Source organism: Curtobacterium sp. AC268, assembly GCF_979258745.1.
The window spans coordinates 1,622,924-1,637,729 of sequence record NZ_OZ409878.1 but is presented as its reverse complement, the minus strand read 5'-3'; the positions used below and the strand labels follow the sequence as shown (position 1 = coordinate 1,637,729).

General features: G+C 70.9%; 7 protein-coding genes. 3 read left to right on the top strand and 4 right to left on the bottom strand.

What is annotated here, in order from left to right:
• Positions 1-63: 63 nt before the first annotated feature.
• Entirely contained in the window at positions 64-7,611 is a 7,548-nt protein-coding gene (locus tag ACZZ9K_RS07645; protein ID WP_463443740.1) for an Ig-like domain-containing protein, read from the bottom strand.
• A gap of 141 nt (positions 7,612-7,752) precedes the next feature.
• Here ACZZ9K_RS07645 and ACZZ9K_RS07640 point away from each other — a divergent pair, with 141 nt between their 5' ends.
• The 3 genes from ACZZ9K_RS07640 to ACZZ9K_RS07630 all read left to right on the top strand — a co-directional run bounded on the left by ACZZ9K_RS07640 (position 7,753) and on the right by ACZZ9K_RS07630 (position 12,678).
• Positions 7,753-8,826 carry a 3-oxoacyl-ACP synthase III gene (locus ACZZ9K_RS07640; RefSeq protein WP_042537701.1) on the top strand — a complete coding sequence of 358 codons (1,074 nt, stop codon included), beginning with the start codon at positions 7,753-7,755 and terminating at the stop codon, positions 8,824-8,826.
• Positions 8,823-11,540, top strand: a complete 2,718-nt coding sequence (locus tag ACZZ9K_RS07635) for an alpha/beta fold hydrolase (protein WP_463443739.1) — start codon at positions 8,823-8,825, stop codon at positions 11,538-11,540. Before ACZZ9K_RS07640 ends, ACZZ9K_RS07635 begins: the two co-directional genes overlap by 4 nt.
• A gap of 124 nt (positions 11,541-11,664) precedes the next feature.
• Positions 11,665-12,678 (top strand): NAD-dependent epimerase/dehydratase family protein, encoded by a 1,014-nt coding sequence (locus ACZZ9K_RS07630; RefSeq protein WP_463443738.1) that lies wholly within the window; start codon positions 11,665-11,667, stop codon positions 12,676-12,678.
• Here the strand turns inward: ACZZ9K_RS07630 and ACZZ9K_RS07625 are convergent.
• From ACZZ9K_RS07625 to ACZZ9K_RS07615, 3 genes are all read right to left on the bottom strand, one after another.
• Positions 12,654-13,307 (bottom strand): gamma-glutamylcyclotransferase family protein, encoded by a 654-nt coding sequence (locus tag ACZZ9K_RS07625; protein WP_463443737.1) that lies wholly within the window; start codon positions 13,305-13,307, stop codon positions 12,654-12,656. The genes ACZZ9K_RS07630 and ACZZ9K_RS07625 overlap by 25 nt on opposite strands.
• A 79-nt stretch (positions 13,308-13,386) precedes the next feature.
• Positions 13,387-14,220, bottom strand: a complete 834-nt coding sequence (locus tag ACZZ9K_RS07620; RefSeq protein WP_463443736.1) for a hypothetical protein — start codon at positions 14,218-14,220, stop codon at positions 13,387-13,389.
• Entirely contained in the window at positions 14,210-14,749 is a 540-nt protein-coding gene (locus ACZZ9K_RS07615) for an RNA polymerase sigma factor (protein ID WP_110860933.1), read from the bottom strand. Before ACZZ9K_RS07615 ends, ACZZ9K_RS07620 begins: the two co-directional genes overlap by 11 nt.
• Positions 14,750-14,806 lie beyond the last annotated feature (57 nt).

The following is a 14,806-nucleotide window of genomic DNA, read 5'->3' as shown; positions in this document are numbered from 1 at the left end:
GAGGCCCGGATCGCGTCCCCTCGTCGGGTACGTGATCCGGGCCTCCAGTCCGCAGTCCGGGGCTCAGTCGCCGCGCACGTCGCCTTCGCGTCGGCGCGCGAGCAGGCGCAGGACGGCGCCGAGCCCGAGTGCGGTGAGCGCGGCGGCGAGCCAGCCGCCGAGCTCGACACCGGTGAAGGCGAGCTCACGGTTGGTGGTGACGGTGCCGGGGGTGCTGGCTTCGTCGGTCTTCGGAGCGGGCGCGTTGTGGTCGTCGGTCATGCCGAGCTGCGTGCCGGTGCCCGGGGCCACGACCCCCGGGAACGCGGTTCCCGTTCCGGCCCCGTTGTCGCTCTCGCCCTCGCCTTCGCTCTCGGGGACGAGCGTGACGAGCATGCTCGAGCCCGGTGAGACGTGACCGAAGCGGTCCACGGCGACGACCGACAGCAGGTGGGCTCCCGGCTCCAGGGGAACCGTCGTCCGGAAGGCGAACCGCCCGTCGGAGTCCGCCGTCCCACGGCCGATCTCGCGGCCGTCGGCGTCGCGGATGACGACCGTCGAGCCGGGTTCTGCCGAGCCCCGGACGATGCCGGTGCCGTCGACGATGTCGTCGAACGCCTCGAGGACGGGTGCCGCCGGGGCCTCGGTGTCGACGTCGACGGTGGTCTTCGTCTGCTCGGAGGTGTTGCCGGCCTTGTCCTGCGCGATCAGTTCGAGGTCGTGTGCCCCGTCCGTGAGTGGCTCGTCGAGTTCGATCGAGAAGTCGCCGTCGTCGTTGGCTTCGCCGCGGCCGAGTTCGTTGCCGTCTTCGTCACGGATGATCACCGTGGCACCGGGCTCCGCGGTCCCGGTGATGGGGCCCTTGCCATCGGTGAGGTCGGACGGGCTGGTGACGACCGGTGCCGTGGGTGCTTCGGTGTCGACGTCGACCGTGGTCTTCGTCTCCTCGGAGGTATTGCCGGCCTTGTCCTGCGCGACGAGTTCGAGCTTGTGCTCGCCATCGGTGAGGGGCTCATCGAGTTCGATGGAGAAGTCGCCGTCGTCGTTGGCTTCGCCGCGGCCGAGTTCGTTGCCGTCCGCGTCACGGATGATCACCGTGGCACCGGGCTCGGCGGTCCCGGTGATGGGGCCCTTGCCATCGGTGAGGTCGGACGGGCTGGTGACGACCGGTGCCGTGGGTGCCTTGGTGTCGACGTCGACCGTGGTGTCGGTCGGGTTGGACTCGTTGCCGGCTTTGTCTTCGGCGATGAGTTCGAGCTTGTGCTCGCCATCGGTGAGCGGCTCGTCGAGGACGATGGAGAAGTCGCCGTCGTCGTTGGCTTCGCCGCGGCCGAGTTCGTTGCCGTCCGCGTCACGGATGATCACCGTGGCACCGGGCTCGGCGGTCCCGGTGATGGGGCCCTTGCCATCGGTGAGGTCGGACGGGCTGGTGACGACCGGTGCCGTGGGTGCCTTGGTGTCGACGTCGACCGTGGTGTCGGTCGGGTTGGACTCGTTGCCGGCTTTGTCTTCGGCGATGAGTTCGAGCTTGTGCTCGCCATCGGTGAGCGGCTCGTCGAGGACGATGGAGAAGTCGCCGTCGTCGTTGGCTTCGCCGCGGCCGAGTTCGTTGCCGTCCTCGTCGCGGATGATGACCGTGGAGCCGGGCTCGGCGGTTCCGGTGATGGGGCCCTTGCCGTCAGTGAGGTCGGACGGGCTGGTCACGACCGGTGCGGTCGGTGCTTCGGTGTCGACGTCGACCGTGGTCTTCGTTTCCTCGGAGGCGTTGCCGGCCTTGTCTTCGGCGATGAGTTCGAGCTTGTGGTCGCCATCGGTGAGCGGCTCGTCGAGGACGATGGAGAAGTCGCCGTCGTCGTTGGCGTCGCCGCGGCCGAGTTCGTTGCCGTCCTCGTCACGGATGATGACCGTCGAGCCGGGCTCGGCGGTCCCCGTGATGGGGCCCTTACCGTTGTCGAGGTCCTTGGGGCTGGTGACGACCGGCGCCGTGGGGGCCTTCGTGTCGATGTCGACCGTGGTCGGGGTGGGGGTCGAGATGTTGCCGGCGTTGTCCTGGGCGATGAGTTCGAGTTTGTGCTCGCCGTCATCAAGGGGCTCATCGAGCTCGATGCTGAAGTCGCCGTCGTCGTTGGCTTCGCCGCGGCCGAGTTCGTTGCCGTCCTCGTCACGGATGATCACCGTGGCACCGGGCTCGGCGGTCCCGGTGATGGGGCCCTTGCCGTTGTCGAGGTCGGACGGGCTGGTCACGACCGGTGCGGTCGGTGCCTTGGTGTCGACGTCGACCGTGGTGTCGGTCGGGTTGGACTCGTTGCCGGCCTTGTCTTCGGCGATGAGTTCGAGCTTGTGCTCGCCGTCATCGAGGGGTTCGTCGAGTTCGATGGAGAAGTCGCCGTCGTCGTTGGCCTCCCCGCGGCCGAGCTCGTTGCCGTCCTCGTCGCGGATGATCACGGTGGAGCCGGGCTCGGAGGTCCCGGTGATGGGACCCTTGCCGTTGTCGAGGTCCTTGGGGCTGGTCACGACCGGGGCCATGGGGGCTTCGGTGTCGACATCGACCGTGGTGTCGGTCGGGCCAGATTCGTTGCCGGCCTTGTCTTCGGCGATGAGTTCGAGCTTGTGCTCGCCGTCGTCGAGGGGCTCGTCCAGCTCGATGCTGAAGTCGCCGTCGTCGTTGGCTTCGCCGCGCCCGATCTCCTTGCCGTCCTCGTCACGGATGATCACGATCGAGCCGGGCTCGGCGGTGCCGCTGATCGGGCCCTTCCCGTCAGCGAGGTCAGAGGGGCTGGTGACGACGGGTGCGTCCGGTGCCTTCGTGTCGATGTCGACGGTGGTCGTCGTCTCTTCGGAGGTGTTGCCCACCTTGTCTTCAGCGATGAGTTCGAGCTTGTGCTCGCCGTCGTCGAGCGGTTCGTCCAGCTCGATGCTGAAGTCGCCGTCGTCGTTGGCTTCGCCGCGGCCGAGTTCGTTGCCGTCTTCGTCACGGATGATGACCGTGGAGCCCGGCTCGGCGGTGCCGGTGATGGGTCCCTTGCCGTCAGCGAGATCGCTGGGGCTTGTGACGACGGGTGCTTCCGGTGCATCGGTGTCGACGTCGACCGTGGTCTTCGTTTCCTCGGAGGTATTGCCGGCGTCGTCCTGGGCGATGAGTTCGAGCTTGTGCTCGCCGTCGTCGAGGGGCTCGTCGAGCTCGATGCTGAAGTCGCCGTCGTCGTTGGCTTCGCCGCGGCCGATCTCGTTGCCGTCCTCGTCACGGATGATCACCGTGGCACCGGGCTCGGCGGTCCCGGTGATGGGGCCCTTACCGTTGTCGAGGTCCTTGGGGCTGGTGACGACCGGTGCCGTGGGTGCTTCGGTGTCGACGTCGACCGTGGTCTTCGTTTCCTCGGAGGCGTTGCCGGCCTTGTCCTGCGCGACGAGTTCGAGCTTGTGGTCGCCATCGGTGAGCGGCTCGTCGAGGACGATGGAGAAGTCGCCGTCGTCGTTGGCTTCGCCGCGGCCGATCTCGTTGCCGTCCTCGTCACGGATGATCACCGTGGCACCGGGCTCGGCGGTCCCGGTGATGGGGCCCTTACCGTTGTCGAGGTCCTTGGGGCTGGTGACGACCGGTGCCGTGGGTGCTTCGGTGTCGACGTCGACCGTGGTCTTCGTTTCCTCGGAGGCGTTGCCGGCCTTGTCCTGCGCGACGAGTTCGAGCTTGTGGTCGCCATCGGTGAGCGGCTCGTCGAGGACGATGGAGAAGTCGCCGTCGTCGTTGGCTTCGCCGCGGCCGATCTCGTTGCCGTCCTCGTCACGGATGATCACCGTGGCACCGGGCTCGGCGGTCCCCGTGATGGGGCCCTTACCGTTGTCGAGGTCCTTGGGGCTGGTGACGACCGGCGCCGTGGGGGCCTTCGTGTCGATGTCGACCGTGGTCGGGGTGGGGGTCGAGATGTTGCCGGCGTTGTCCTGGGCGACGAGTTCGAGCTTGTGCTCGCCGTCATCAAGGGGCTCGTCCAGCTCGATGCTGAAGTCGCCGTCGTCGTTGGCCTCGCCGCGGCCGATCTCCTTGCCGTCCTCGTCACGGATGATGACCGTCGAGCCGGGCTCCGCGGTCCCGGTGATGGGGCCCTTGCCGTCGCTCAGGTCGGACGGGCTGGTCACGACGGGTGCGGTCGGGGCCTTCGTGTCGACGTCGACGGTGGTCTTCGTCTCTTCGGAGGTATTACCGGCCTTGTCCTGCGCGACGAGTTCGAGCTTGTGCTCGCCGTCATCAAGGGGCTCATCGAGCTCGATGCTGAAGTCGCCGTCGTCGTTGGCTTCGCCGCGCCCGATCTCGTTGCCGTCCTCGTCACGGATGATCACGGTCGAGCCGGGCTCCGCGGTCCCGGTGATGGGGCCCTTGCCGTTGTCGAGGTCAGAGGGGCTGGTGACCACTGGTGCGTCGGGTGCTTCGGTGTCGACGTCAACCGTGACCGGGGTGGGGGTCGAGATGTTGCCGGCGTTGTCCTGGGCGATGAGTTCGAGCTTGTGCTCGCCGTCGTCGAGGGGCTCGTCCAGCTCGATGGAGAAGTCGCCGTCGTCGTTGGCCTCGCCGCGGCCGAGTTCGTTGCCGTCCTCGTCGCGGATGATGACGGTGGAGCCGGGCTCCGCGGTCCCGGTGATCGGGCCCTTGCCGTTGTCGAGGTCAGAGGGGCTGGTGACCACTGGTGCGTCGGGTGCTTCGGTGTCGACGTCAACCGTGACCGGGGTGGGGGTCGAGATGTTGCCGGCGTTGTCCTGGGCGATGAGTTCGAGCTTGTGCTCGCCGTCGTCGAGGGGCTCGTCCAGCTCGATGGAGAAGTCGCCGTCGTCGTTGGCCTCCCCGCGGCCGAGCTCGTTGCCGTCCTCGTCGCGGATGATCACGGTGGAGCCGGGCTCGGCGGTCCCGGTGATCGGGCCCTTGCCGTCGCTCAGGTCGGACGGGCTGGTGACGACGGGTGCGGTCGGTGCCTTGGTGTCGACGTCGACGGTGGTCTTCGTCTCTTCGGAGGCGTTGCCGGCCTTGTCCTGCGCGACGAGTTCGAGCTTGTGCTCGCCGTCGTCGAGGGGCTCGTCCAGCTCGATGCTGAAGTCTCCGTCGTCGTTGGCTTCGCCGCGGCCGATCTCGTTGCCGTCCTCGTCACGGATGATCACGGTGGAGCCGGGCTCGGAGGTCCCGGTGATGGGTCCCTTGCCATCGGTGAGGTCGGACGGGCTGGTGACGACCGGTGCCGTGGGTGCTTCGGTGTCGACGTCGACCGTGGTCTTCGTTTCCTCGGAGGCGTTGCCGGCCTTGTCCTGCGCGACGAGTTCGAGCTTGTGGTCGCCATCGGTGAGCGGCTCGTCGAGGACGATGGAGAAGTCGCCGTCGTCGTTGGCTTCGCCGCGGCCGATCTCGTTGCCGTCCTCGTCACGGATGATCACCGTGGCACCGGGCTCGGCGGTCCCCGTGATGGGGCCCTTACCGTTGTCGAGGTCCTTGGGGCTGGTGACGACCGGCGCCGTGGGGGCCTTCGTGTCGATGTCGACCGTGGTCGGGGTGGGGGTCGAGATGTTGCCGGCGTTGTCCTGGGCGACGAGTTCGAGCTTGTGCTCGCCGTCATCAAGGGGCTCGTCCAGCTCGATGCTGAAGTCGCCGTCGTCGTTGGCCTCGCCGCGGCCGATCTCCTTGCCGTCCTCGTCACGGATGATGACCGTGGCACCGGGCTCGGCGGTCCCGGTAATCGGGCCCTTGCCGTCAGCCAGGTCGGTCGGACCGGTGACGATCGGTGCGTTCGGAGCGTCGTCGTCCACGTCCACAGTGACCGGCGTCGGGGACGAGACGTTGCCGGCCTCGTCCTGCGCGACGAGCTCGAGGTCGTGCGCGCCGTCGTCGAGCGGCTCGTCGAGCACGATGGTGAACTGCCCGTCGTCGCGGGCCTCGGCACGGCCGAGTTCGTTGCCGTCGGCGTCACGCACGATCACCGTCGAACCGGGTTCGGCCGATCCGGTGAAGGGGCCGGTGCCGTCGGCGAGGAACTCGGGGGTCGTGCTGATCGGCGCATCGGGTGCGGTGACGTCGGGTGCGGTGACGGTCACGGGCGAGGGAGCCGACTCGTTGCCGGCGTCGTCCTGTGCGACGACCTCCAGGCCGTGGTCGCCCTCGGTCAGCGGCTCGTCCAGATCGACCGAGAAGTCGCCGTCGTCGTTCGCTTCGCCCCGGCCGATCTCGTTGCCGTCCTGGTCACGGATGATGACGATAGAGCCGGGCTCGGCGGCGCCGACCACCGGACCGGTCGGGGTCGCGAGGTCCTGGCGCTCGACGATCGGAGCATCGGGCGCGGTGGTGTCCGGGACGACCGCGGTCGCGGTCGCCGGGCCGGACTCGTTGCCGACCGCGTCGGCGGCGACGACCACGAGGTCGGTCGCGCCCTCGGGCAGCGGTGCGTCGAGACGGACGGAGAAGTCACCGTCCTCGTTCGCGCGGTCGCGGCCGAGTTCGTTGCCGGCCTCGTCGCGGACGATGACGATGGAGCCCGGCTCGGCGGTGCCGGTGATGGGTCCGGTCGGGTCGGCGAGGGTGCCGGGGTCGTCGACGATCGGGACGTCGGGGGCGGTGGCGTCGACGTCGAGGGTCGCCGTGGTGGGTTCGGCGGTGAAGCCGTTGCGGTGCTGCACGGCGGTGACGGTGACCGACCCGTCTGACAGCGCCTCTGTGACGGGGAGCGACCAGATGCCGTCGTCGCCGACGGGGACGTTCACCGGAGCCCGGTCACCGACGATGACGTCGACGGTGCCGCCGGGGACGCCCTGGCCGGTGATGGTCGGCTTCGGTCCGACTGCTGCGGTCGGCTCGTCGATGACGGCGGAGGTCAGTGGGATGGTGACCTTCCACGTCGATGTCGTCTGCTCGTTCGTGTTGACGTAGTCGGTGGCGGCGTTCGGGGCGAACGAGCCGTGCACCGTGACGACGTCGCCCGGCAGCGCCGAAGCGTCGACGGTGATCGGCACCCGGATGTGGTTGAAGTTCGCTCCACCGGTGTTGAGCGGCTGGGGATTCGCTCCGAGGCAGTCGGTCTGCGTGGGAGACGTGAACGTGCAGTTCGCGACGTTCGCCGTGCCCGAGTTCGCCACGCTGAACGGCGGTCGTCCGCGTGTGAAGGTCGCGGGGCCGGTGATGGTCCAGTGGAAGTCGAGCGAGCGGCTCGGGATCGTGAAGCCACTCGCGTTCTTGACGTTGAAGATCGACGTCTCGAACCGCTGTCCCGGCTGGCCGGTCGTGTCCTGGTCGCCGATGACGTAGACGTTGATCGGCGTCTCGTTCGGCGTGACCTCGTCGGTCGTGGGCTGTGCCTCGGGCGTGGGGGTCGGGGCGGGCGCGGTGCTCGGCGCCGGGGCAGGCTCCGGCTCCGGCTCCGTGGCGGGGTCGGCGTCGACCGGGGGCGCGGTGTCCGCGGGGGCCTCGGGTTCGACGGGCGAACCACTGTCGACAGGTGCCTCGGCCTCGCCCGGCGCCTCCGGCTCCACGGACGCGTCGGCTCGCTCCTCGGTTGGCGCGGCTGCCGTCGTGACGGTCGTCGCGGCGGCCATGTCCGGCACGGCCAACGGCGCGAAGGCCAGCAGGAGGGCTGCGGCAGAGGTGGACTTGCTGAGCGGGGGCATTCGGGGCTCCGATCGAAGTGGTCGGTAGCCATCGTATGCAATATGTATTTCACATGCAATGCGTTGCCTGGATTCAGGGCCGTCCAGCGCATCCGGATCGCGCACACAGGCCAGATGCGGAAGTATGTGTCGGTGACGATCATGACGGAACGGCCGGTCGACCAGGCATCGAGCAGTGAACCGGAGCAGCCCGGCAACGCCACGGCGAAGCACCGGAACGTCTCACTGCTCTCCGTGGCGACCACCACTGCGGAGCGTGTGACGACCTCGGCCGACATCGAGGCGAAGCTCCGCGGGGTCCTCCGTCGGCTGCGTCTGCCGATGGGGCTGCTCGAACGCGTCGCCGGGGTCATCGAGCGTCGCAACTGGGGCGAGGGTCAGACCTTCCAGGACGCTGCGATCGACGCCGGCCGTCGTGCCATGGCCGAAGCCGGTGTCCGCCCGGACGAGATCGGGCTGCTCATCAACACCTCGGTGACGCGCCCGCACCTCGAGCCGTCGGTGGCCGTCCGCCTGCACCACGGCCTCGGGCTGCCGTCGTCCGCCATCAACTTCGACATCGCGAACGCCTGCCTGGGGTTCGTCAACGCCATGAGCGTCGCCGCGGGCATGATCGACTCCGGGCAGATCAAGTACGCGCTCGTCGTCGACGGCGAGGACGCCGACCAGGTGCAGCTCAACACGATCGACCGCCTGAACCAGGGCGGCCGGAACCGCAAGGACTTCATGAGCGAGTTCGCGAGCCTGACCCTCGGGTCCGGTGCCGCGGCGGCCGTGCTCGGCCCGGCGGACCTGCACCCCGAAGGCCACCGGATCGTCGGCGGCGTCACCCGCGCGGCGACCCAGTGGTATGACCTGTGCGTCGGCAGCGTCGACGGCATGTTCACGGACGCGAAGATGCTGCTCAAGGGCGGCATGGAACTCGTCGTCGCTGCCTGGACCGAGGCCCGAGCCCACTTCGACTGGGCCGACATGGACCGCTACGTGCTGCACCAGGTCTCCGACGTGCACACCAACGCCTTCGTCGAGGCGATCGGCATCCCGCGCGACAAGGTCCCCACCACGTACCAGCGGTTCGGCAACGTCGGCCCCGCGTCGATCCCGATCACCCTGGCAGACGAGGTCGCTTCCGGCGGCATCCGTCGCGGTGACCGTGTGTTCCTGGGTGGCGTCGGTTCCGGCATCAACACGGCGATGATGGAACTCCACTGGTGAGGTCCCGGCTGCCCCGCGTCGCCGCGAGCACGGCTCCGGCGACGCAGCCGCCCTCCCTGCCCGGCCTCGACCCGGCCTGGTCGCGTCTGGTCACCGTCCCCGCGTGGTCCGGAGATCGGACGGGAGGCACAGATCGCGCCGCGCGCACCTGGCACCTCCTCGACACGGCCGGGTCCCTGGCCGCGATCGGCGTGGAACCGATCGGCACGATCCTCTGCGTGCACGGCAACCCGACGTGGTCGTACCTGTGGCGGTCGGTGCTCCGCACCTCGCTCGAGGTCGCGCAGGCCGGCGGACCGGCCTGGCGTGTGGTCGCGGTCGACCAGCTCGACATGGGCTTCTCGGAGCGCACCGGCGTCGAGCGCGGAGTGGCGCAGCGCGTCGCGGACCTCGGAGCCCTGACCGACGAACTCGGGCTGACCGGACCGGTCGTCACCCTCGGCCACGACTGGGGCGGTGTGGTGTCGCTCGGTTGGGCGGTCGACCACCCGGACGTCCTGGCCGCCGCGATGACGTGCAACACCGCCGTGCACCAGCCCGACGACGCCCCGATCCCCGCACCGCTGCGGCTCGCCCTCGGTCCGGGGATGCTCGGCCGTGCGACGGTCGTGACCCCGGCGTTCCTCGAGACCACCCTGGCCATCGCGCACCCGAAGCTCGAGCGGGCCGTCGCCGACGGCTACCGGGCGCCCTACCGCGGTGCCGCCCGACGCGGTGGCATCGGCGGGTTCGTCGCGGACATCCCCGTCGACGCCCGGCACCCGAGCGCACCCGAACTCGACCGCATCGCCGCCGGGGTCGCCGCGCTCGACGTGCCGGTGCTCCTGCTCTGGGGTCCGCGCGACCCGGTGTTCCTCGAGCGCTACCTGGACGACCTGACCGAACGCGTGCCGCACGCCGACGTCCACCGGTTCGAGGGCGCCGGGCACCTGCTGCCTGATGACGCCGACGTGGCGGGCGCGGTGTTCGACTGGCTCGGTGACCGCCTGCCGGACGGTGGCCGTCCTGCCCAGGCCCCCACGGGCCTCCAGTCCGACGCCGTGGACCCGGGCCAGCCCGCACAGGCGACCCCGCCGCTCTGGGCGCGGCTCGACGAACTGCTCGAGAGCGACGAACCCGCGCTGGTCGAGATGGCCGCCGCCGGTGGCCCCCGCACGATCACGTGGCGGCTGCTCGCCCGACGGGTCGACGAGATCGCCGCAGGACTCGACGACCTGGGCGTCCGGAGCGGCGACCGTGTCTCGCTGCTGGTGACCCCCGGCGCCGACCTGACCGCCGTCCTGTACGCCTGCGTGCGGATCGGGGCGGTCGTCGTCGTCGCGGACGCCGGACTCGGACTCGGCGGCCTGACCCGGGCCGTCCGCGGAGCCCGACCGGACTGGATCATCGGCGCGCTGCCCGGGCTCGGTGCCGCGCGTGCCCTCGGCTGGCCGGGGCGACGCATCGCGACGGTCTCGTTGCCCGCGCCGGCCCGGAAGGCGCTGCGCGTGGAGCACACGCTCGTCGACGTCGCCCGCCGCGGCGCCCGCCGTCTCGCGCACGGCACCGCGCTGCCGACGGCCCCGTCGCCGGACGCGCCCGCTGCCGTGCTCTTCACCTCGGGATCGACCGGGCCGGCGAAGGGTGTCGTGTACACGCACGGGCAACTCAGTGCCGTCCGGGACGCCCTGGCCACCCAGTACGACGTCGGTGTCGGCACCGGCCTCGTCGCCGGGTTCGCACCGTTCGCGCTGCTCGGCCCGGCCCTCGGGGCGCGGTCGGTCGCGCCCGACATGGACGTCACCGCGCCGCGCACCCTGACGGCGAAGGCGGTCGCGGCCTCGGTCGCCGCGGCGGACGCCACCGTGGTGTTCCTGTCGCCGGCGGCCCTGGCGAACGTCGTCGCGACCGCGTCGGAACTCACCGACGCCGACCGCCAGGCGCTGCGGGGCGTGCGGCTGTTCCTGTCGGCCGGGGCTCCCGTCTCGGCCGCGCTGCTCACCGCGGCGACCGAGCTGATGCCGAACGCCAGCGCGCACACCCCCTACGGCATGACCGAGGGGCTCCTCATGACGGACGTCGACCTGGACGGGGTCCGTGCCGCCGGCCGGTCCGGTGACGAGGGGATCTGCGTGGGGGCGCCGGCAGCGAACGTCCGCGTCCGCATCGCACCGCTCGACGGTTCCGGGCGCTCGACCGGAGCCCTGACGGACGAGCCCGGGATCACCGGCGAGATCGTCGTCGCGGCACCACACGTGCGCGACCACTACGACCGGCTCTGGCGCACCGACCGGGTCTCGCGCCTCGGCGTCGACGACCCGCGTGGGCACCGCACCGGGGACGTCGGGCACCTGGACGCCGCGGGGCGGATCTGGGTCGAGGGCCGGCTGCAGCACGTGCTCACCACCCCGGACGGGGTCGTCACGCCGGTGGGGCCGGAGCAGCGGATCGAGGGCGTCGACGGTGTCGGACGTGCCGGGGTCGCTGGCATCGGGCCGATCGGCACCCAGCAGGTGGTGGCCGTCGTCGAGACCGACCCCGCGGCGCGCCGGCCCGGGCTGGCGTCACCGCAGCTCGCCGCAGCGGTCCGTGCCGCCGCCGGGTTGCCGCTCGCCGCGGTGCTCGTGGTGCCCGTGCTGCCGACCGACATCCGGCACAACTCCAAGGTCGACCGCACCCGGCTGTCCCGCTGGGCCGGCTCGGTGCTGTCGGGCGGCCGGATGGTGCGCCCGTGAGCGGGGCGTTCGGCGCGTTCTCACGCGCTCAGCGACACCTCACGGGCCGTCGGGTGCGTGAGGTGTCGGTGAGCACGAATCTCCGACCCGTCGCGGTTCGAGACGGCGGCCGGATGGTGCGCCCGTGAAGGTCCTGGTCACCGGGGCCAGCGGGTTCCTCGGGCAGGCCACCGCCGCAGCCGTGCGGGACGCCGGGCACGAGGTCCGGACCTTCCAGCGCCGTCCCTCCGGGGTGTCGGGCGTGCAGGACGTCGCCGGGACGATGACGGACGACGCTGCGATCGCCCGCGCGGTCGACGGGGTCGAGGCGGTCGTGCACCTGGCCGCGAAGGTGTCGCTCGCCGGGGACCCGGACGACTTCGCCCGGGTCAACGTCGAGGGAACCCGCTCACTGCTGGCGGCCGCCCGCGCCGCCGGCGTCGAGCGCTTCGTCTTCGTGTCGTCGCCGTCGGTCGCGCACACCGGTTCGTCGCTCGTCGGGGCCGACGCCGGTCCGGCCGAACCGTCCCGTGCCCGTGGCGACTACGCCCGCACCAAGGCCGCGGCGGAGCTGCTGGCACTCGGTGCCGACGCCCCGGACTTCGCCGTCGTGGCCGTCCGGCCGCACCTGGTGTGGGGTCCGGGGGACACCCAGCTCGTCGGACGGATCGTCGAGCGGGCCCGAGCCGGACGGCTCCCGCTGCTCGACTCCGGCGCTGCGCTCATCGACACGCTCTACGTCGACAACGCCGCGACGGCCATGGTCGCGGCACTCGAACGCGTCACGGACGACGGCGTGCACGGCAACGCCTACGTGGTCACGAACGGTGAGCCCCGACCCGTCGCCGATCTGCTCGCCGGCATCTGCACGGCGTCGGGCGTCCGGTCCCCGCAGTGGCACGTGCCGGCCGCGGTCGCACGGGCCGCGGGCTCCGTGGTCGAGGCCGTCTGGCGCGTCCGACCGGGCGAGGACGAGCCGCCGATGACCCGGTTCCTGGCCGAGCAGCTCTCCACGGCGCACTGGTTCGACCAGCGGCGGACCCGGCGGGACCTCGGGTGGACCCCGTCGGTGTCGATCGACGAGGGGCTCGAGCGGCTGGCGGCAGCGGCAGCGACAGCGGCAGGGGCAGCGGCTCAGGCTTCGTCGGCGGCGACGTAGACCCAGGCCGTCCGACCCGAGGCGAGTGTGACCCGCACGCGCTGGTAGTCGGCGACCTCGTACCCGTCGACCGCGCGGAGCTGCCACTCGTACCCGAGGGACAGGGCCACGCCCTCGACGACGTCGTCAGGAGTGCCGCGGCGAAGGATCGGGTGCTGGTCCGAGCCGCTCGTCCGGATGACGTCCGGGTCGGTGATCGTCACCCGGTCGAGGCGCCAGCCGGGCAGGGAGTCCGGGGTGGTCGGGACGTGCTCGCCGAACAGTGACTCCTGCACGAGGGGTTGCTGGAGCGTGCCGTAGGAGAACACCCGCTGGGTCTGGCCGGGCAGGTGCTCGGGTCGCCGGACCGGCTTCGGACCGATCGTCGGTGTCGAGGTCCAGACGAGTGCCCCCGCGAGCCCGGTGAGTCCGAGGTGGAGCAGCCCGACGACGGCGAGGACGCTGCCCCACAGGATGCTGCCGGTGTCACCGGGGCACGCGTACTGCAACCCGTCGTCCTCGGCGTCGACGCAGGTGGCTGCGCCATTCGCGATCCCGACGGCGATGGCGATGATGCCGACGACGAGGCAGACGAGCGCGAACGCGCCGAGACCGATGACCCAGCGCTGGCCGGGGGAGAGACGCTTCACGTCGCGAGGGTAGCGGACCGGAGGCGCGGACCACGCGAGCCGATCGGCTTGCGTGATCCGCGCCTCCGGTCCGGCGGCGTCAGCCGCAGAACTCCGGCGGCGGGGACTGATCGACCTTGCTCACCCAGACCGATTGCGCTCGGTCACCGGAGCCGACCGGCGGGAACCGGAAGCTGACGAACACGCCGTTGATCGTCGTCGTCCAGCCGCCGTAGGGCGAGTCCGACGGCTGGGCGTCGTCGTTGCCCGGCTCCGTGTAGTGGAGGTCGGGGTACGCCGCCCGCAACTCGGCGAGCGTGCTGCCGACCCCGAGCCCCGCAGCCGTCGTCGGTCCCGCCACCTCGTCGGTGTTCATCCCGACCATGACGCTGGCGATCGTGCCGTCGTCCGCCTTCACGACGGTCAGTGCCGGGTTGTCGGGATCGTCGGAGTACCAGAACACGACGTTCGGGTTGAGGCACCCCTGGTCCGCCGTGAACACGCCGGTCAGGTCGTCCGTCTCGGCGGCGTACTCCCCGCCGAGCGCGATGGGTCCCACCTCGCTGCCGGAGATCGTCCACGTGTCCGGATCGGACAGCGAGTACGGCGGCCGGGTCGGCGTCGGGGTCGGGGTCGGGTTCGCCGTGGGCGTCGGGCCGCCCACGACCGGGGCCCCGGACGAGGTCTCGGTCGGCGCCGGCTCGGGCGTCGTCGTCGCGGTGGGGGCGGGGGCGGTCGTGATCGACGTCGGGATGAGGCCGAGCGCGACCCCGCCGCCCGCAGCACCGAGCAGCAGCACCCCGACGACACCGATCGCGATGCCTGTACGGCGGCCCCGTCGCTTCGGGCGAGGGGTGGCCCGTTCGAGGACGTTCTGCTTCATCGAGACGAGCATGCGCTGCAGGTCGTCTCCCTGGGGAGGTTCAGTGTTCATCGTGCGTCACCGCCTTCCTGAGTCGTCGGCGGGACCGGGAGACCCGCTGGGTGACGGCACCGACGCTGAGGCCGAGCAGTTGTGCGGCTTCCGCGTAGGAGTACCCCTGCAGCAGGCAGAGTTCGCAGATCCGGCGGTCGGTCTCCGGCAGCGCGGCGATCTCGGCGCGGACCCAGCGGAGCTGCTCGGACGCCTCGGTGGTGTCAGCGGGGGCGGCGAGGTCGAAGGGGAGCTCGTCGCCGGCGTGCTTCTGGTTGCGCCGTCCCAGGTTCTTGGCGTGGTTGCGGCACACCACCAGCAGCCACGGCAGGAGTGTGCCGGTCGGGAGCTGCAGGCCGTCGGCTCGCTGCCAGAGCGTCAGGAACGTGTCCTGGACCAGCTCTTCGACGTCCTGCTTGCTCCCCGCGATCGCCCAGGCGTACCGGGTCAGCGTCGGCGCGAACCGGTCGAACGCCGTCGCGAGTGCTGCTCTGTCCCCCGAGGCGAGGCGCCGTGCGAGGCCGGCGTCGTCTTCTGCGGTGTTGTCCACGGTGCTCCCTTCACTACGACAATGTCGTGAAGAGGCCGAACCTGACACGGATCACGA

What these genes read in the sequence shown, in the direction of transcription:
- ACZZ9K_RS07640 (WP_042537701.1), top strand. Translation starts at nt 7,753, where the DNA reads ATGACGGAACGGCCGGTCGACCAGGCATCGAGCAGTGAACCGGAGCAG.
- ACZZ9K_RS07645 (WP_463443740.1), bottom strand. Translation starts at nt 7,611, where the DNA reads ATGCCCCCGCTCAGCAAGTCCACCTCTGCCGCAGCCCTCCTGCTGGCC.
- ACZZ9K_RS07620 (WP_463443736.1), bottom strand. Translation starts at nt 14,220, where the DNA reads ATGAACACTGAACCTCCCCAGGGAGACGACCTGCAGCGCATGCTCGTC.